This is a genomic window from Saccharothrix sp. HUAS TT1 (assembly GCF_040744945.1).
Classification (GTDB): Bacteria; Actinomycetota; Actinomycetes; order Mycobacteriales; family Pseudonocardiaceae; genus Actinosynnema.
In genome coordinates this window covers 3,190,447-3,210,755 of sequence record NZ_CP160453.1, presented here as the reverse complement: position 1 = coordinate 3,210,755, position 20,309 = coordinate 3,190,447, and the positions used below count along the sequence as shown (strand labels likewise).

Below are 20,309 nucleotides of genomic sequence, written 5' to 3'. Positions count from 1 at the left end.
ATCAGCTCCAGGGTCCGGTGGAGTCCAGGTCGTCGACCAGGGCGAACAGCTCGTCGTCGGACGCGGCCTCCAGGTCTTCGCGGTCGACCGGGTCGGCGGGGTCGCCGCCGGGCCGGTCGTGCGCGTCGAGCAGGGCGCGCAGCCGCTCGGCCGCGCGACCGTCGAGGGGCGCCGAGCGCAGCGCCCGCTCCAGGCGGTCCAGCTCGGCCGACACCGGGTCCGGCGCGGCGGCGGCGACGCGCTCGCCGAGGTGCGCGGCCAGCGCCGCGGGCGTCGGGTGGTCGAACACGAGCGTCGTGGCCAGCCGCAGGCCGGTGGCGGCGTTGAGCTGGTTGCGCAGCTCCACCGCGGTCAGCGAGTCGAAGCCCAGCTCGGTGAACGCCCGGTCGACGTCGACGCCCGCCGGGTCGCCGTGCCCGAGCACGGCCGCGACCTGCGCCCGGACCAGGTCCAGCAGCGCCCGCCCGCGCTCCGCCTCGGGCAGCGCGGCCAGGGCCGGCGGCTCGTGCCCGGCCGCGTCCGCCGCACGTCGCCGCGCGGGCGCCCGGACCAGGCCGCGCAGCACGGCCGGCACGTCGTCGCGACCCGCCAGGGACGCCGCGTCGAACCGCGTCACGGCCAGCACGGCGTCGTCGAGGCCCAGCGCGGTGTCGAACAGCCGCATCGCCTCGGCCGAGTCGAGCGGGCGCAGGCCGGACCGGGCGAGCCTGCGGACGTCCACGTCGGCGAGGTGGCCGCTGATCGCACTGGCCTGCGACCACAGTCCCCACGCCAGCGACGTCGCGGGCAGGCCGAGGTCGCGGCGGTGCTCGGCGAGCGCGTCGAGGAACGCGTTCCCGGCCGCGTAGTTCGCCTGGCCCGCCGTGCCGAGCAACCCCGCGACCGACGAGTACAGGACGAACGCGGACAGGTCGTGCTCGCGGGTCAGCTCGTGCAGGTGCCAGGCGGCGTCCACCTTGGGCCGCAGCACCCGGTCGAGCTGGTCGGGGGTCATGGCGGCGAGCACGCCGTCGTCCAGCACGCCGGCGGTGTGCACGACGGCGGTCAGCCGGCGCCCGACCAGCGCCGAGGCCAGCGCGCCGCGGTCGGTCACGTCGCAGGCGGTCACCGTCACCGACGCGCCCAGCCCGACCAGCTCGTCCCGCAGCTCCACCGCCCCCGGCGCGGCCGGCCCGCGCCTGCTCAACAGCAGCAGGTCGCGCACGCCGTGCGTGGTGACGAGGTGCCGCGCCAGGATCGCACCGAGCGCGCCCGTGGCGCCCGTCACCACCACGGTCCCGTCACCGAACGAGGGCGCGTGCCCGGTCCCGGTCACCCTGGTCAGCCGCGGGGCCGAGACCTCGCCCGCACGGATGCGCAGCTCCGGTTCGCCCGTCGCCACCGCGGCCGGCAGCAGGTGGCGGGACTCCTCGTCGACGTCCACGAGCGCGAACCGGCCCGGGTTCTCGGTGGCGGCCGAGCGCAGCAGGCCCCGCACGCAGGCGGTGACCAGGTCGTCCGCCCCGCCCTCGGTGACCACGACCAGCTTCGGCTCGGTGGACCGCTCGTCGGCCAGCCGGTCCCGCACGACCGCCAGCACCTCCGCGACGACGGTCCGCGCCGCCTCGGGCACGTCGCCGTCCGCACGCGGCACCGGCAGGAACACGGCGGGCACGTCGGCCGTGGGCGGCACCGCCAGCGGAGTCCAGCGCACGCCGTGCAAACCGTCCACATCGGACCGCAAGGTGTCCGCGGTCAACGGCCGCAGCACGAGTTCGTCCACTGTGGCCACCGGGGCGCCGGTGGCGTCCGCGACCGCGAGCGAGACCACGTCCCCTGTGGACAGCCTGACCCGCAGCGCGCCCGCGCCCGACGCGTGCACCCGCACCCCGGACCACGAGAACGGCAGCACCGCGGGCGCGTCCTCGGTCACCACGCCGGGCAGCACCACGTGCAGGGCTGCGTCGAGCAGCGCCGGGTGCAGCAGGAACCCACCGGTCGCGACGTCCGCCGACACCTCCGCGTACACCGCGTCGTCGGTCCGCCACACCCGTCGCAGGCCCTGGAACGCGGGCCCGTACTCGTACTGCCGCGCGGCCAGCCGCTCGTAGGCGCCGGTGAGGTCGACCTCCTCGCCGACCGGCGGCCACTCCGTCAAGGCCTCGCCGCTCGCGCCGCTCGTGCCGCCGAGGCCCAGGGAAGCCGAGGCGTGCGGCACCCACGGCCCGTCGTCGGACCGCGAGTGGACGGTCAGCGCCCGCCTGCCGCCGTCGTCCGCCGCGCCGACGGTCACCTGCACCTGGACGTCGCCGCGCACGACGAGCGGCGCGGACAGGGTCAGCTCCTCCACCACGTCGCAGCCGACCTGTTCGGCGGCCCGCGCGGCCAGCTCCACGAACGCCGTGCCGGGCAGCAGGACCGCGCCCCGCACGCGGTGGTCCTCAAGCCACGGGTGCGTGCGCGGCGAAAGCCGCCCGGTCAGCACCACGGTCCCGCCGTCGGCCAGCTCCACCGCCGCGCCGAGCAGCGGGTGGTCGGTCGCGGCGAGCCCGAACCCGGCCGCGTCGCCGACCCCCGCGTTCCCCTCCAGCCAGTGCCGGTGGCGCGTGAACGCGTAGGTCGGCAGCTCCACCCGCCGCGCGCCGGGGAACACCGCGGCCCAGTCGACCTCGACACCCCTGGTGTGCAGGGTGGCGACGGCGGTGAGCACGGTGTCCGCCTCGGGCCGTCCCGCCCTCAGCACCGGCGTGGCCGAGCCGACGTCGACCGCCTCCCGCGCCAACGCGGTCAGCACGCCGTCCGGGCCGAGTTCCACGTACTCGGTGACGCCTTCGGCCGCCAGCAGCCGCACGCCGTCCAGGAACCGCACGGCCTCGCGGACGTGCCGGGCCCAGTAGTCCGGCGACAGCACCCGGTCGTCGGCCAGGGCGCCGGTCACGTTCGACACGAGCGGGACGCGCGGCGGTCGGAAGTCCAGCCCGGCGATCGCGGCGCGGAACTCGTCCAGCACGTCGTCCATGTGCGGCGAGTGGAACGCGTGGCTCACCGGCAGCCGCTTGGTCTTGCGGCCGCGCTGCCGCCACGCGGCCACGACCTCCTCCACCGCGCCCTCGTCGCCGGAGACCACCGTGGAGCGCGGCCCGTTCAGCCCGGCCACCGCGACCGCGTCGCCGTGCGCCGCGATGGACTCGCGGACCTCGGCCTCGTCGGCCTCGACCGCCGCCATCGCGCCGCCCTCCCGCGCCGCCTGCATCAACCGGCCCCGGGCGGCGACCAGGGCGCACGCGTCGGCGAGGTCGAGCACGCCCGCCACGTGGGCGGCGGTCACCTCGCCGATCGAGTGGCCGAGCAGGTAGTCCGGCACGACGCCCAGCGAGGTGACCAGCCGGGCCAGCGCCACCTCCACGGCGAACAGCGCGGCCTGGGTGAACGCGGTCTGGTCGAGCAGGGCGGAGGACGCCGAGCCCTCCGGCGCGAACAGGACGTCCTTGAGCGGCCGGTCCAGCAGCGGGTCCAGGTGCGCGCAGACCTCGTCGAGGGCGGCGGCGAACACCGGGGACGACGCGTGCAGCTCCCGCCCCATGCCCAGGCGCTGGCTGCCCTGGCCGGTGAACAGGAACGCGACCTTGCCGCGCTTGCCGTCCCCGCCGCGCACCACGGACGGGTGCGGGCGGCCCTCGGCGAGGGCGGCCAGGCCGGGCAGCGGGTCGGCGCCGACCACCACGGCCCGGTGGTCGAGCACCGGCTTGGCGGCGAGGGAGAACCCGATGTCGGCCGGGTTCACGGGGTCGGCGAGGTCGGTCCGGTCGGTCCGGTCGGTGAGGAAGTCCAGCAGCCGCCGGGCCTGGCCGCGCAGCGACGCGTCGCCCTTCGCCGACAGCGGCCACGCCACCGCGCCGACCGAGGAGCCCGCCAGCGGGTCCTGCCGCGCCGGCTCCGGTCGCGGCGCGGGCGGCTGTTCGAGGATCACGTGCGCGTTGGTGCCGCTGATGCCGAACGACGACACGGCGGCCCGGCGCGGCCGGTCGACCTCCGGCCACGGCCGCGAACCGGTGAGCAGCGAGACCGCGCCCGACTCCCAGTCCACGTGCGGCGACGGCTCGTCCACGTGCAGCGTCTTCGGCAGCACGCCGTGCCGGAGGGCCTGCACCATCTTGATCACGCCGCCGACGCCGGCCGCCGCCTGGGCGTGCCCGATGTTGGACTTCAGCGAACCGAGCCACAGCGGCTCGTCCCGCTCGCCGCCGTAGGTCGCCAGCAGCGCCTGCGCCTCGATCGGGTCGCCCAACGTGGTGCCGGTGCCGTGCGCCTCGACGGCGTCCACCTCGGACGGCGCCAGCCCGGCGTTGGCCAGGGCCTGGCGGATCACCCGTTCCTGCGCGGGACCGTTGGGCGCGGTGAGGCCGTTGGAGGCGCCGTCCTGGTTGACCGCGCTGCCGCGCAGCACCGCCAGCACCTCGTGGCCGTTGCGCCGCGCGTCGGACAGCCGCTCCACCAGCAGCAGCCCGACGCCCTCGGACCAGCCGGTGCCGTTCGCGGACGCCGAGAACGACTTGCACCGGCCGTCGGGCGACAGGCCGCGCTGGCGGCTGAACTCGACGAACGTCGACGGGCCGGACATCACGGTGACACCGCCCGCCAGCACCAGGTCGCTCTCCCCGGACCGCAGCGCCTGCGCGGCCAGGTGCAGCGCCACCAGGGAGGAGGAGCACGCCGTGTCGACCGTGACGGCCGGTCCTTGCAGCCCGTAGGTGTAGGCCAGCCGCCCGGAGATGACGCTCGACGTGTTGCCCACCAGGAGGAAACCCTCGAACTCGGTCGGCACCGCGGCCAGCCGGGACGCGTAGTCGTCGTACATCGCGCCGACGAACACGCCGGTGTTGCCGCCCCGCAGGGTCGCCGGGTCGATCGACGCGCTCTCGAACGCCTCCCACGCGGTTTCGAGCAGCAGCCGCTGCTGCGGGTCGGTCGCGGTCGCCTCGCGCGGCGAGATGCCGAAGAACTCCCGGTCGAACAGGTCGGCGTCGTGCAGGAACCCGCCCTCGCGGGCGTAGGAGGTGCCGGTGTGCTCCGGGTCCGGGTGGTAGAGCCCGTCGACGTCCCAGCCCCGGTTCACCGGGAACCCGCTCACCGCGTCCACGCCGTCGGCGACCAGCCGCCAGAGGTCGCGCGGCGACCGCACCCCGCCGGGGTACCGGCACGCCATGCCGATGATCGCGATCGGCTCGTCGGACGCGCGCGTGGTGGCGCGCGCCGCGACGGTCCCGGTCCCGGTGGCCGAGACCAGGTCGGTCACGTGCGCCGCCAGCGCCGCGGGCGACGGGTGGTCGAACACCGCCGTGGACGGCAGCCGCAACCCGGTCGCCGCGGCCAGCCGGTTGCGCAGCTCCACGCCGGCGAGCGAGTCGAAGCCCAGCTCCTTGAACGCCCGGGTCGGGTCGACGTCGTCGGCCGACGCGTGGCCGAGCGCGCTCGCGACGAGCCCGCGGACCACGGCCAGCACGGCGGCCGGCCGTTCGTCGGCGGGCAGGTTCGCGGTGGTCCGCGCCCACGACGAGCCGTCGCCGGTGGCCGCGCTCCGCCGCCTGCGCCCGGTGACCAGGCCGCGCAGCACGGCGGGCGGGTCGCCCTCGACCCGGCTCGGGTCCAGCTCGACGGGCGCGGTCGACACGCCCGCCGCCAGCGCCGCGTCGAACAGCCGCACCCCGCGCTCCGGGGTGAGCGGCACGACGCCCAGTCGCGACCAGCGGGCGCGGTCGGCGTCCCCGAGGCCGCCGCCCATGCCCGTGGAGCCGTCCCACAGGCCCCAGGCCAGCGAGGTCCCGCTGAGGCCCCGCGCCCGGCGGTGGGCGACGAGCGCGTCGAGGTAGGTGTTCGCGGCGGCGTAGTTGGCCTGGCCCGCCATGCCGGTCACCCCGGACACCGAGGAGAACACCACGAACGCGGCCAAGTCGTCCCCGGCCAGCTCGTGCAGGTGCCACGCGGCGTCGACCTTCGGCCGCAGCACGGTGTCCACCTGGTCGGCGGTCAGCGTCTCCACCGTGCCGTCGTCCAGCACGCCCGCCGTGTGCACGATCGCGGTCAGCGGGTGGTCGGCGGGCACGGACGCCAGGAGCAGGGCGGCGGCGTCCCGGTCGGCGACGTCGGCCGCCGCGACCACCACCGACGCGCCGGCCTCCGTCAGCTCGGCCACCAGCTCCCGCGCGCCGGGTGTCGCCGCGCCGCGCCTGCTCGCCAGCACGAGGCGCCGGACGCCGTGCGCGGCCACCAGGCGCCGGGCCACCAGCGCGCCCAGACCACCGGTGCCGCCGGTGACGAGCACGGTGCCCTCCGGGTCGAGCCGGACCGGCTGGTCCGGCCCCGCGAACCTGGTCAACCGCGGCGCCCGCGGCTTCCCGTCGCGCACCGCCACCTGGGGTTCGCCCGACGCGAGCGCCGCCGCCAGGTCGGTGGTGGGCGACTCGACGTCCACCAGCACGAACCGGCCCGGGTGCTCGGACTGCGCGGCCCGCACCAGGCCCCACACCGGGGCGTGGGTCAGGTCCAGCACGTCTTCGCCGGGCAGCGCCACCGCGCGGGTGGTCACCACGGCGAGCGTGCGGTCGTGGTCCTCGGCCACCCACCGCCGCACGACGTCCAGCGCGTTCTTGGTCGCCTGGTGCGCGCTGTCCGGCGTGTGCGCCTCGGAGGAGGAGAGCCGCAGCACCTCCACGTCCACCTCGTCGGTGGAGGCGGTGATCTCCGGCCACTCCACGGTGAACAGCGAGTCCGCTCGCGGGCCGGCGAGCTTGTCCTTGGCGACGGCGCGCAGGGTCAGCTCCGCCACGGTGGCGACCGGCTTGCCGGTCGGGTCCGCCACCGCCAGCGCCACCGAGCCCCCGCCCGTCGGCGAGATCCGCACCCGCAGCTCGGTCGCGCCCGCCGCGTGCAGGGTGAGCCCGCCCCACGCGAACGGCAGCCGGATCTCGCCGGGCCGGGACGGGTCGGCGGCGTCGAGCACCACGGGGTGCAGCACCGCGTCCAGCAGCGCGGGGTGCAGGCCGAACCGCGCGGCCGACTCGTGCTGGTCCTCCGGCAGCCGGACCTCGGCGAACACCTCGGCGCCGCGCCGCCACAGCGCCCGCACGCCCCGGAACACCGGCCCGTAGTCGTAGCCGAGGTCCGCCAGCCGCGGGTAGAGGTCGGCCGCGGACACCGGCTCCGCGCCGGCGGGCGGCCACTGCGCCAGCTCCTCGCCGCGCTCCCCGCCGGGCACCAGGTAGCCGGAGGCGTGCCTGGTCCACGCGCCGTCCAGCCGGGAGTGGACGGTGAACGACCGCGTGCCGGCGGGGTCCGGTGGCGCCACCGCGACCTGCACCCGCGCCGAACCCCGGTCGGGCAGCACCAGGGGCGTCTCCAGGACGAGTTCCGCCACCTGGTCCGCGCCGACCCGGTCGCCCGCCGCCACGGCGAGGTCGAGGAACGCGGTCGCGGGCAGCAGGACGGCGCCGCCGACCCGGTGGTCGGCGAGCCACGGGTGCGCGTCGGCCGACACGCTGCCGGTGAGCACCACGTCGTCCCGGTCGGCCAGGTCGACCGCGGAGCCGAGCAGCGGGTGGCCCACCGGGTCCAGTCCCAGGTCGCGGGCGTCGGACGCGCGGTGCGGGCTGAGCCAGTAGCGGTCGCCGCCGAACGGGTAGGCAGGCAGGTCCACCCGCCGCCCGCCGGGGTGGAACGCGGTCGGGTCGGTGGTCGCGCCCGCCACCGCCGCCGCGGCGACGCCGGTGGCGAACCCGTCCACCTCGGACCGCCCGGCGCGGTTCAGCGCGACGGCCGTGCTGCCGCGGGTGAACGACTCGGCGGCCATCGCGGTGAGCACCGCGTCCGGCCCGACCTCCACGAACAGCCGGGCGCCGCGGTCCTCCAGCGCGGTGACGGCGGCGGCGAACCGGACCGTGCCGCGCAGCTGCCGCACCCAGTAGTCGGGGTCGGCCATGTCGGTCACGTCACCGGTGAGCGTGGAGACGACCGGCAGCGCGGGCGTGCCGAAGTCCAGCGTCCGGGCCACCTCGCGGAACTCGTCCAGCACGTCGTCCATGTGCGGCGAGTGGAACGCGTGGCTGACCTTCAGCGCGCGGGTCCGGCGGCCGCGGGCCCGCCAGTCCTCGGCGATCTCGTGCACGGCGTCGCGGTCGCCCGACAGCACCACGGACGTGGGGCCGTTGACGGCGGCGAGGGCCACGCCGGGGATGAGCGTGATCTCGTCCTCCGCGGCCTGGACGGCGACCATCGCGCCGCCCGCGCGGGCGGACTGCATGAGCCGGCCGCGCGCGGCGACCAGCCGGGCCGCGTCGGGCAGCTCGAACAGGCCCGCGACGTGCGCCGCGGCGATCTCGCCGATCGAGTGGCCGGCCAGCAGGTCCGGGGTGAGGCCGTGGTGCTCGGCCAGCCGGAACAGCGCGACCTCGTGCGCGAACAGCGCCGGCTGGGTGAACTCGGTGCGGTGCAACGCCTCGTCGTCGCCGAGCACCACCCGCGACAGCGGCACTTCGAGGTAGGGGTCGATGGCCTCGAAGACCTCGTCCAGCGCCCGCGCGAACACCTCGTGCGCTTCGCGCAGCTCGCGGCCCATGCCGCCGCGCTGCGCGCCCTGCCCGGTGAACAGGAACGCGGTGCGCCCGGTCGTCGGCGCCCCGGTGACCAGGTTCGGCGCGGTGCGGCCCTCGGCCAGCGCGGTCAGGCCGGCGGTGAAGTCGGGCCCGATCACGGCCGCCCGCCGGGGCAGCGCGGCTCGGGTGGTGGCCAGCGAGAAACCGACGTCCTCCGGCCGGGCGTCGGCCAAGTCGTGGTCGCGGAGCCTGCCGGCCAGCGCCCGCAGCCCGGCTTCGTCGGCGGCCGACAGCAGCCACGGGACCACCCGGTCGGTGTCGGCGCTCGGCGCGGGCTCCCCGACCGGGTCGCCCTGCTCGATCACCACGTGCGCGTTGGTGCCGCTGATGCCGAACGACGAGACCGCCGCCCGACGCGAGCCGGCGCCCGGCCACGGGGTCTCCTCCGTGACCAGCGCGACCTGGCCCGAACCCCACGCCACCTTGGGCGTCGGCTCGGTGACGTGCAGCGTGCGCGGCACCACGCCGTGCCGCATCGCCTGCACCACCTTGATCACGCCGCCGACGCCGGCCGCCGCCTGCGCGTGGCCGATGTTCGACTTGAGCGAGCCCAGCAGCAGCGGCCGGTCGCGGTCCTGGCCGTAGGTGGCGAGGATGGCCTCCGCCTCGATCGGGTCGCCCAGCGCCGTGCCGGTGCCGTGCGCCTCGACCACGTCGACGTCCCGGGCGGTCAGCCCGGCGTTGGCCAGCGCCTGCCGGATCACCCGCTGCTGCGACGGGCCGTTGGGGGCCGTGAGGCCGTTGGACGCGCCGTCGGAGTTGATCGCGCTGCCCCGGATCACCGCGAGGACGGGGTGGCCGTGGCGGCGGGCGTCGGACAGGCGTTCCACGACCAGCAGGCCGACGCCCTCGGACCACGCGGTGCCGTCGGCGTCGGCCGAGAACGACTTGCAGCGCGCGTCGGCGGCCAGGCCGTGCTGGCGGGAGAACTCCAGGAACATGCCCGGCGTGGACATCACCGTGACGCCGCCCGCGATGGCCAGCGACGATTCGCCCTGCCGCAGCGACTGGACCGCGAGGTGCAGCGCGACCAGGGACGACGAGCACGCGGTGTCGACCGTGACGGCCGGGCCGAGCAGCCCGAGCTGATAGGCGATGCGGCCGGACATCACGCTCGGCGCGGCGCCCGTCAGCACGTGGCCCTCGACGCTGTCCGGCGCCTCGTGCATCCGGGGGCCGTAGTCCCCGACGGTCCCGCCGACGAACACGCCGGTCCGGCTGCCCTTGAGCGACGTCGGGTCGAGGCCCGCGCGTTCCACGGCCGTCCAGGCGGTCTCCAGCAGCAGGCGCTGCTGCGGGTCCATCGCCTGCGCCTCACGCGGTGAGATGCCGAAGAACCCGGCGTCGAACCGGCCCGCGTCGCGCAGGAAACCGCCCTCCCGGACGTAGCTGCGCCCGGAGCGCTCGCGGTCGACGTCGAACAGGTCGTCGGCCCAGCCCCGGTCCGCGGGGAACCCGGAGATCGCGTCCTCGCCGCGCAGCACCAGCTGCCACAGGTCCTCGGGCGAGTCGACGCCGCCGGGGTAGCGGCAGGCCATGCCGACGATCGCGATCGGCTCGTCGGCGAACGACGGGCTGAAGTCGTCCTCGGGGTCCTCGACGTCGGACAGGTGGGCGATCAGCGCGGCGGGGGTGGGGTGGTCGAACAGCAGCCCGCTCGCCAGGTCGCGGCCGGTGGCCTCGGCCAGGCGGTCGCGCAGCTCGACGCTCATCAGGGAGTCGAAACCCAGGTCGCGGAACGGGAGCCCCAGTTCGACGGTCCGGTGGGCGGGGTAGTCGAGCACGGCCGCGATGTGCTCGACGACCAGTTCCGACACGGCCCGGTCCGGCGTGGCGCGGGCCTTCGGCGTCGCCGGGGCGGGTTCGCGGGGCTCGGGCGCGCCCCGTCCGGCCGCCCGCCGCCCCGTCGTGTCGATCCAGTGGTGCTCGCGCTGGAAGGCGTAGGTCGGCAGCTCGACCCGCCGAGCACCCGCGTAGAACGCGGTCCAGTCGACCTCGACCCCGCGCGCAAACGCTTGCCCCAGGGCCTGCAGGGCGGTCCGCTCCTCGTCCCTGCCCTTGCGCGCCAGCGGGACGGCCTTCTGCTCGACCCCGCTGCGCGCGACCATCGCCGACAGCACGCCGTCCGGGCCCACCTCCAGCACCGTGCGCACGCCCCGGTCGGCCAGCGCCAGCACCGCGTCGTGGAACCGCACCGGCTCGCGCACCTGGGTGACCCAGTACTCGGGGTCCTGCCACCGCTCGGTCACGCCACCGGTCACCGTGGACACCGGCGTCGCGGAAGGCGCGTGGAAGGTGACCGACTCCAGCACCGCGCGGAAGTCTTCGAGCATCCCGTCCATGTGCGGCGAGTGGAACGCGTGGCTCACCGTCAAGCGCCGCGTCCGCCGCCCGTCCAAAGAGGACTCCAGGGCCAGCACGGCGTCCTCGTCGCCGGAGACCACCACCGCGCTCGGCCCGTTCACCGCCGCGAGCGCGACCCGCGCGGACAGCAGCGGCGTGACCTCCTCCTCCGAAGCCTCCACCGCCAGCATCGCGCCGCCGGTGGGCAGCGCCTGCATCAACCTCCCGCGCGCCTCCACCACCCGGCACGCGTCGTCCAACGACCACACACCCGTCACGTGAGCCGCGGCCAACTCGCCGATCGAGTGACCCACCACGAAATCGGGCCGCACACCCCACGACTCCAGCAGCCGGAACAACGCGACCTCGAAGGCGAACAACGCGGGCTGCGCGAAACCCGTCTCGTCAACAGCGGCACCCGAACCCACGACCTCGCGAACCGGACCCGAGAACCGCGAACGCACCTCCTCGAACACCTCGGCGAAGACCGGGAACGCCTCACGCAGACCAAGGCCCATGTCGGCGTGCTGCGCGCCCTGCCCCGTGAACACCACGCCCAGCGGGGACTTCCCGACCACCTCGGTCACACCGCGACCGGCGGCCAGCGCGTCCAGTCCCTCCAGCAACGCCCCGCGGTCGTCCGCCACGACGACGCCGCGGTGCTCGAACGCCGTGCGCGTGGTCAGGAGCGACCAGCCGACGTCGGCCGGTGACAGCGAGGGGTCGGCCCGCACGAACTCCGCGAGCGCCGCCGCTTGCGCCCGCAACGCCTCCGCGCCGCGGCCCGACACCACCACGGGAGCCGGCCGGGACACCGGGCCGGCGTCGACCGGCTCGGCGTCGACCGCACCGACGGCCGACGGCTCGACGGCCGACGGCTCGACGGCGGGCGGCTCGGCCAGCACGACGTGGCAGTTCGAGCCGCCCATGCCGAACGAGCTGACACCGGCCACCAGCGGTCGGTCCGGGCGCGGCCACGCGCCGTGCCGGGTGCGGACCTCCAGGTTCAGCTCGGCCAGCGGGATCGCCGGGTTCGGCGACTCGAAGTTCAGGCTGCCCGGCAGCTCGCGGCGCCGGATGCTCAACGCCGCCTTGACCAGGCCGACGATGCCCGCCGCGCCCTCCAGGTGGCCGATGTTCGTCTTGACCGAGCCGACGTGCAGGCGGTCCGCGCGACCGGCGAACGCCGCGCCCAGCGCCGCCGCCTCGATCGGGTCACCCACCGGCGTTCCGGTGCCGTGCAGCTCCACGTACTGCACCGCGGCCGGTTCGACACCGGCGCGCCGGTGGGCGCCGCGCACCACGGCTTCCTGCGCGGACCGGCTCGGCACCGTCAACCCGGGCGTCGCGCCGTCGTTGTTGACCGCGCTGCCGCGGATCACCGCGTGCACCCGGTCGCCGTCGGCGAGCGCCGCCGCCAACGGCTTGAGCACCACCACGCCCGCGCCCTCGCCGCGCACGAACCCGTTGGCGCGCGCGTCGAACGCGTAGCAGCGGCCGTCCGGCGACAGCCCGCCGAACCGCTCCTCGGTCACGCCGTGCTCGGGCAGCAGGTTCAGGTTCACGCCCGCCGCGATGGCCACAGTGGACTCGCCGGAGCGCACGCTCTCCGCCGCCAGGTGCACGGCCACCAAGGACGACGACTGCGCCGTGTCCACCGCGAGGCTCGCGCCGCGCAGGCCGAGGAAGTAGGACAGGCGGTTGGCGATGACCGCCCGGCTCAGCCCCGTCATGGTGTGCTGACCGATGGCGTTCGCGCCGTGCTGGTAGGTCAGGTTGGCGTAGTCCTCGCGCAGCGCGCCGACGAACACGCCGGTGCGGCTGCCCGCCAGGTCGCCGGGCACGACGCCCGCGTCCTCCAGCGCCGACCAGGCGACCTCCAGCACCAGCCGCTGCTGCGGGTCCATGACGGCGGCCTCGCGCGGCGAGATGCCGAAGAACGCGGCGTCGAACTCCCCTGGCGCGTCGAGGAATCCGCCCCACCGCGCGCCGTTCGGGCCCGTGCGGTCCGGTGGCGCCTCGGTGATCGCGCTGACGCCGTCGCGCAACAGGTCCCAGAAGGCGGCCAGGTCGTCCGCGCCGGGCACCCGGACCGACATCCCGATGATCGCGACGGCGTCGGCGTTCCCGTCCGCCAGTTCGTCTGCCATGCCGCCAGACCGCCTTCCTCCGAGTCGACCGCACAACGGCGCGGATCACCGCCGCGGCGAGTCTGTCGAGGGCTTTCCACGGACCAGTCACCACCCGGTAACAGCAGCCAGGGCCGGAGGTCCCGTGCCGAAGGCCGAACTTGCGCGACAAGTCCACTGTGGACTCTTTGGTCGGCGTCACGAACCCGTCGCGGCGACGGCCCGCGCCCGGTGGACCCGACCGCCGAGTTCCGCCGAGGTCGCGTCACCCGTACGGCCCAGCGAGCCGCCCCGCGGCCGATCGTGCCGCCAGGGCGTCGCGGCTACGTCGGCGGGCGACCGTGTGCTGCCGATTACCGGTGTGTGGAACACCCGGTGACGTCCCGCCCGAAAGCTGTGCCCCGAGACGCACGGCCACCCGAGCAGACAGGACGGCAGGCCCGATGACCAGCCAGCTTGAAGAATTCGAACTCACCGACGACGCGACCAAGCAGACCGAGCTGTACGTGCGCGCCTTCAACTCCGGCAACGCCGAGTGGGTGAACAGCCTCTACACCGAGGAGGCGGTCGCGGTGTGGGAGCCGGGCCGGCCGCTCACCGGCGAGGCGCACCGCCAGGAGGTCGCGGCGCAGATCGCCCGCGGGGCGACGATGCGGGCCAAGACCAGGAACGCGTACGTCACCGGCGACACCGCCCTGCTGATCGTCGACTGGACCATGGACGCCACCAACGAGCAGGGCGTCGTGGAGCACCTGTCCGGCGTCGGCGTCGACGTCCTGCGGCGCGGCGAGGACGGCAAGTGGCGCTACGCGATCGACGACCCGTACGGCGAGGAGAAGTGACCGGACGGCGGGACGAGCCGATCCACCCGCAGGTCCACCGGTCGGCGGCGCCCCCGCCGGCCACGCACACCCCGCACCCGTGAAGGAGCCAGCATGACCGCCATCCCGCTCGACCACGACAAGCCCGACCTGACCGGCGACACCGAGACGCAGAACGACATCTTCCTCCAGGTGTTCAACTCCGGCGACGGCGCCCTGTTCGACCGGCTCTACCGGGACGACGCCATCTCGAACTTCTCCGGCGAGCCGCTGACCGGCGAGGCGCGGCGCGAGTTCTTCGTCGGGTTCATCGGCGCGAAGCCGACGCTGGAGGCGCGGGTGACGCACTCGTACGTCGCCGGCGACGTGGCCCTGATCGGCGTGGACTTCAAGGTGGAGGGCACCGACCCGGAGGGGAAGCCGTTCACCATCGAGGGCAAGTGCACCGACGTGCTGCGCAAGGTCGAGGACGGCCGGTGGCTGATGGCCGTCGACCGCCCGGTGGCCGCCGGTGGCCTGCTGCCGGAGTGATCCCGGTCCGGACGGACGTGGAGCCCCGACCCGCCGAGCGCGGGTCGGGGCTCCGCTCGTCCGCACCGCCGCGGGCGGCGGGTTACGGCGTCGGCCGGTGGAACTTCCCGCCGAGGTACACCATCGACGTCGCGTCGTCGGCGCCGAACTCCGCGGACACCACCCGTCCCACGAAGATCGAGTGCGTTCCGGCCCGGTAGTCCTGGTCCAGCTCGCACTCCAGCCACGCCAGGGCGCCCTCCAGCAGCGGGGCGCCGGTGACCGGGCCCGGCCGCACCCCCACCGCCGAGAACAGCGCGTCGCCGCGCGGCCTGGAGCTGTCGGCGAACCGGCGGGCCAGGTCCTCCTGCCCGGCGCTGAGCAGCGACACCGCGAACCGCCGCGCGGCGGTGATCGACCGGTGCATGGTGGCGGTGCGCGCCACGCACGCCAGCACCATCGGCGGGTCCAGGGACAGCGACGTGAACGCGTTGGCCGTCATGGCGTTGGCGTGCGCCCCGCCCGAGGTGAGCACGACCACCCCGGTGGCGAAGCGGGACATCACCGCGCGCAGCGGTGGCGCCAAGGCGGTCTCGGTCTCGGGCATGCGGCACTCCTGTCGTGTGCGCCCCGGCGCGGGCCCGGGCGACCTGTTCGGGAGCGGACGCCTCTAGAACGTCTCGCTGAACAGATCCTCACAAGCGCCGGTCATCACCGACCCACCGCCGGTTCCCCGCTTCGGGCACCACGACGCGGGCCGCCTGCCGAGGAACGCCACCAGCCGGTCGCTCGCGCACGCGTCGCCCGGACACGCCACCTCCGGCCCGAACTGCGGGTACCGGGGCAGCGGCACCACCTTCCGGGCCACCGCGAACAGGTCCGCCGCGAGCCCGGCGGGGATCGGCTCCGGCAGGTCGCACGCGCTGGCCACGTCCCACCCGTGCACCGCGATCTCCAGGGCGCCGGTGTTGGCCAGCACCATGCCGTGCACCGGGTACCGGCCGACCGCCACCGTGGTGTCCGCGCCGTAGGCCGCCTCGTCCCAGGACTGGAGCAGCAGGGAGGTCTCCCAGTCGAAGGCGCGCAGCACGTCGTGCACCCCGGCCGGGTCGGGCGACACGGGCTCGGGGAACACGCAGAACTGCTCGATCGCCTCGCGCAGCGCCGCCACCGACTCGTTCACGTGCCACAGCAGCTGCAGCAGGTCCCAGTCCGCGCAGGGCGTGGGCAGCGCGAGCTGGCGCCGGGTGACCTGCGCGGTCACGTGGCGGGCGTACCGGGTCGCGCCTTCCAGCAGACCCCTCCGCCTGCCCAGCAGGACCAGTGGGTCGTCACCGTCGATCACCCCGACGTCGCCTCACCAAGTCCGATTTGCCCGAACCCGACCGCAGTAAGTCCGATTCGTCCAAGTTCGACGTTCCCCCGCCGGTCGTGACCGCTCGGCCCCGGGCCGCCGCACCCGGCCGCACCCGACCTCCCGGCTCGCCCCACCGCGCCTGTGTGGTCGTGGCGTGTCACCGATCCCCCTCCAGTTCGCACGCAGTTCCCGGCCTCACAGAGGTAGACCGGCGCGGCGGCGGAAATTCGTCGCGATCGGACGACGAATTTCCGGCGGGCGCCCGGTCTACCTCCACGTGTCCGAGCAAACGGCCGCTGCGCCAACCGACAAGACGACCACGACCCCCGACCCCCGCCGTTGGCAAGCGCTGGCCTTGCTGTGCACGGCTTACTTCATGATCATCGTCGACTCGCAGATCGTCATCCTGGCACTGCCGGCGATCGAGTCCGACCTGGGCTTCACCACGACCGGATCGCAGTGGGTGATGAGCGCCTACCTGCTGAGCTTCGGCGGCCTCCTGCTGTTCGGCGGCCGGACTGCCGACCTGCTGGGCGGTCGGCGGATGTTCATGGTCGGCACCACCCTGTTCCTCCTCGCGTCCGTGCTCTGCGGGTTCGCCTGGACCGGCGGCGTGCTGATCGCGGCCCGCGTCGTGCAGGGCATCGCGGCGGCCATCATGGCCCCCACCGCGATGGCCGTGCTGATGGCGACCTTCCCCGAGGGCAAGGAGCGCAACCGCGCCATCGGGATCTGGACCGGCATCGGCGCGTTCGGCGCCACCGCCGCGCTGCTCATCGGCGGCACCATCACCGAGGGCCTCGGCTGGGAGTGGATCTTCTTCATCAACATCCCGCTGGCGGGCATCCCGCTGCTGATCGGCCCGAAGCTGCTGCGCGAGACCACCATCCGCGAGGGCAAGAAGTCGTTCGACCCGCTGGGCGCCATCACCATCACCGGTGCGCTGGTCTGCCTGGTGTACGCGGTCGTCGAGGCGCCCGCGGCCGGGTGGGGTTCCGCGCGGACCCTGGGCTTCCTGGGCGGCGCGATCGTGCTGCTGGCGCTGTTCATCGTGATCGAGCGCAGCGTGAAGACCCCGCTGGTCCCGCTGAAGGTGTTCCGGATCGGCTCGCTCGTCAACGGCAACCTGATGATGCTGCTGGTGTCGATGAGCCTCTACGGCGGCGCGCTGATGATGTCCGTCTACGCGCAGCAGGTGCTCGGCTGGTCCGCCGTCCAGTTCGGCCTGAGCACCGCCGTCTACTCGTTCATGTCCGTGGTCGGCTCGAACCTCTCCGGTCCGCTGACGACCAAGTTCGGCTACAAGAAGGTGGCCGTGCTGGGCGGGCTGGCGCTGGCGCTGGGCGCGTTCATGCTGTCCCGCGTGACCCCGGACGGCAACTACTGGGTGGAGCTGTTCCCGGCCATGGTCGTGTTCGGCTGGGGCATCGGCACCACGGTGGTGGCCTCGGCGATCGCGGCCCTGTCCAACGTGCCCGCCGACCAGGCGGGCCTCGCCTCGGGCATCAACAACTCGGTGTTCCAGATCGGCGCCGCGTTCGGCATCGCGCTGTGCAGCACGGTGCTGGTGGCCTACACCGACACCACCGAGGCGATCGCCAAGGTCGGCCTCAACGAGGGCGTCCAGGCCGCGTTCCTGGGCTCGTTCGTCTTCGCGGTGGCCGCCGTGCTCGTCGCGATCGTCCTCAACCTGATGAAGGACCGCTCCGCGGAGCCGACCTCGAAGCCGGTCGTCACGCACTGACGGCCGGGAACCGGCTCGCACGACCCGCGCGGCGACCTCGCCCCCAGTCGTCGTCGCCGCGCACTAAGGGTGGGCAAGACTCGGACCGGTCTTGCCCACCCCACCTTGCGTGCCGCCCTCGTCAGCGGATGGCGAGCGCCTGCGCGGCGGCGCGGTAGCCGGACTCGATGGCGCCGTCGATGAACGCGCCGTTCCAGCCGGAGGCGATGTCACCGGTGGCGAAGGCCACCCGGCCGTGCGGCTGCTCGACGTCCGGCCACAGGCCGATCAGCTGCCCCGGCCTGCGCAGGCCCCACCCGCCCAGCGCGTACGGGTCCGACTCCCACTGGTGGCCCCGGGCGCCGCGGACGGTCGCCCCCGGCAGGATCGTGCGCAGTCGCGATTGGACGCCCGCGACGTCGGCCGGGTTGATGGTGGGGTCGGTGCTGAAGCCGACCAGCAGCAGGTCCCCGTTGTCCAGCCGGGCCTGCGGCATGACCCAGGACATCGTGGAGCCCTCGGTCCCGATCGCCGTCACGTCACCGAGGTCGCCCGCGATCCTGATCATCAGCTTGGTCGCCCTCGGCACGCCCATCGTCTGCGCCGACGCCCGGCGGTGGGCGAGCGGGAGCCCCGGCGAGAAGCTGATGGTGCGCCACGTGTTCACCGGGATCGCGACCACCGCCGACGGCGCCCGGTGCACCGCGCCGGACCTGGTGACGACCGTGACCTCGCCACCGTGGTCGGTGACCGAGACGACCGGGCTGTTCAGGTGCAACCGCGCGTCGGCGTCCACCAGCATCCGGTCGAGCACGCCGCCCATGCCGCCGACCGGGCGGTGGTCCAGCAGCGAGTGCCAGCCGGGCGTCGACCAGCCCGCGAGCGCCCACCACTGGGCCATGGAGGTCAGGCCGCCGAACGCGTTGCTGCCACCCGAGTAGACCGCGGTCATGCCGGTCAGCCACAGCTTGTCCTGCGCGTCGAGGCCGAGGGCGTTGATGCCGTCGCGCAGCGACAGCAGGTCCACCCCGGACAGCAGGTCCCGTCGCCGCAGCGGGTCCTCCGGGTGCGGGAAGTAGTGCCGGGAACCCTGGAACAGCCTCGCTAACAGGCCGTCGCCGTGGGGACCCGCCGTGGCCAGGTCGAACTCCTGCGCCCCGCGCGTCGTCGGGTAGAAGCCCCGGGTCGGCGCGAGACCGCCGGGGACGGTGCCGATGCCGTACCGCCGCAGCTCGGCGAACGCCCTGGTGTGCCGCTCGCTGAGCCACTGGCCGCCGAGCTCGATCGACTGGCCCGCGTAGGTCTCGGTCCAGATCCGACCGCCGATCCGGTCGCGGGCTTCGAGGATGATCGGGCGCAGACCGGCCGCGCGCAGCTCGCGGGCCGCGGTGACACCGGCGTAGCCGGCGCCGATGACGATCACGTCGTCACCGGTGGAGCGGCTGCCGCCGCGGGGTTCCGCTGCCGCTGCGGACGGTGTGGCGGCGCCGATCCCGACGCCGGCCAACGCGGTCGCGCCGAGCGCCTTGAGCGCCGTGCGCCGACCGACCGCGCGGCCCTGGTTCGCGTGGTCCATGTGCTGACTCCGTGGTTGTGCCGAAATGAACGGCACCAGCCAACCGGGGAGCAGTCACCGCCCGACCACTGCGCGGCCACCGCCGGGCGGTCGCGGGGCCGGAACTCCGTTGCCCGGCGCGGAGAACGCGCGGCGGTACGCGGTGGGCGACACCCGGAACCGCGCGGTGAAGTGGCGGCGCAGGTTCGCCGCGCTGCCCAGTCCGCTCAGCTCGCTGATCCGCTCGACCGGCAGGTCGGTCGACTCCAGCAGCGACTGGGCGCGGGACAACCGCTGCTGCAGCAACCAGCGCAGCGGCGTGGTGCCCGTCGCGGCCCGCAACCGGCGGAAGAACGTGCGCGGGCTCATCCCGGCGCGGTAGGCGAGGTCGTCCACGGTGATCGGGTCGCCCAACCGGTCGACCGCCCAGTCGAGGACCGGTCCCAGGCCGTGGCTGTCCGCCGCCGGCACCGCGCTGGCGACGAACTGCGCCTGACCGCCGCCGCGGTGCGCGGGCACCACCATCCGCCGGGCGACCTCGTTGGCCACCCGCGCGCCGAGGTCGAGGCGCACCAGGTGCAGGCACAGGTCCAGCCCCGCGCTCAGCCCCGCGCTGGTCAGCACGTCGCCGCCGTCCACGTACAGCACGGAGTCGTCCACGTCGACCGACGGGTGGCGGCGGGCCAGCTCCGCGGTGTGCAGCCAGTGCGCGGTCGCCCGGCGCCCGTCGAGCAGGCCGGCGGCGGCGAGGGCGAAGGCCCCGTTGCACAGCGACACCACCCGGGCCCCCGACGCCGCCGCCCGGCGCAACGCCGCCACCAGTTCCGGCGGGATCTCCCGGTCCCCGTCCACGCACGCGTCCGGCACCGACGGGACGATCACCGTGTCCGCGCCGACCAGGTCGTCGAAGCCGTACGGGGTGACCAGCGCGAAACCCGGGCCACCGGCCGGCCGGGCGTGCGGGCGCGGTCCGCACAGGCGCAGCTCGTACCACGGATCGGCCAGGTCCGGTTGCGGCACACCGAATATCGCGCAGGCGATGCCCACCTCGTAGAGCTCCAGGGGCGTGATGGCCGTGTCGTCCACCACCGCCACCGCGACCGACCCCGCGCCCATGAGTCCGAGGGTACGGCACGAAACGTGCGCTCGATGTCACTCCCGGTCCTTGTCCGGGAGGCCGGGACCTGCCAGCGTGGGAGGACAAGCCTCGGCCGCATCCGGCCACTTCCACCGCACCGCAAGGA

Annotated in this window: 8 protein-coding genes; 3 read left to right on the top strand and 5 right to left on the bottom strand. The window is 74.9% G+C overall.

What is annotated here, in order from left to right; translation table 11 throughout:
* Window position 1 precedes the first annotated feature (1 nt).
* Entirely contained in the window at window positions 2-13,120 is a 13,119-nt protein-coding gene (locus AB0F89_RS15900) for an SDR family NAD(P)-dependent oxidoreductase (protein ID WP_367136889.1), read from the bottom strand.
* A 422-nt stretch (window positions 13,121-13,542) separates the two neighbouring features.
* Between AB0F89_RS15900 and AB0F89_RS15895 the strand changes: the two genes are divergently transcribed.
* Complete coding sequence (locus tag AB0F89_RS15895) at window positions 13,543-13,941, top strand: DUF4440 domain-containing protein (RefSeq protein WP_367136887.1); 399 nt, start codon at window positions 13,543-13,545, stop codon at window positions 13,939-13,941.
* 93 nt (window positions 13,942-14,034) lie between these two features.
* Window positions 14,035-14,451, top strand: coding sequence for a nuclear transport factor 2 family protein (locus tag AB0F89_RS15890; RefSeq protein ID WP_367136885.1), 417 nt, complete (start codon window positions 14,035-14,037; stop codon window positions 14,449-14,451).
* An 82-nt stretch (window positions 14,452-14,533) separates the two neighbouring features.
* Here AB0F89_RS15890 and AB0F89_RS15885 read toward each other — a convergent pair whose 3' ends face one another.
* Entirely contained in the window at window positions 14,534-15,037 is a 504-nt protein-coding gene (locus AB0F89_RS15885; RefSeq protein WP_367136883.1) for a flavin reductase family protein, read from the bottom strand.
* Window positions 15,038-15,100: 63 nt separating this feature from the next.
* On the bottom strand, window positions 15,101-15,775 hold the full coding sequence (locus AB0F89_RS15880) for a TIGR03086 family metal-binding protein (protein WP_367136881.1): 675 nt from the start codon (window positions 15,773-15,775) through the stop codon (window positions 15,101-15,103).
* Window positions 15,776-15,941: 166 nt separating this feature from the next.
* Here AB0F89_RS15880 and AB0F89_RS15875 point away from each other — a divergent pair, with 166 nt between their 5' ends.
* Window positions 15,942-17,531: an MFS transporter gene (locus AB0F89_RS15875; RefSeq protein ID WP_367136879.1), complete on the top strand. Its 1,590-nt coding sequence runs from the start codon at window positions 15,942-15,944 to the stop codon at window positions 17,529-17,531.
* Window positions 17,532-17,652: 121 nt separating this feature from the next.
* Here AB0F89_RS15875 and AB0F89_RS15870 read toward each other — a convergent pair whose 3' ends face one another.
* Together AB0F89_RS15870 and AB0F89_RS15865 are read right to left on the bottom strand one after the other, a co-directional pair.
* Window positions 17,653-19,086, bottom strand: a complete 1,434-nt coding sequence (locus AB0F89_RS15870) for a flavin monoamine oxidase family protein (RefSeq protein WP_367136877.1) — start codon at window positions 19,084-19,086, stop codon at window positions 17,653-17,655.
* 54 nt (window positions 19,087-19,140) lie between these two features.
* Window positions 19,141-20,181 (bottom strand): helix-turn-helix domain-containing protein, encoded by a 1,041-nt coding sequence (locus AB0F89_RS15865; protein WP_367136876.1) that lies wholly within the window; start codon window positions 20,179-20,181, stop codon window positions 19,141-19,143.
* Between the last annotated feature and the right edge of the window lie 128 nt (window positions 20,182-20,309).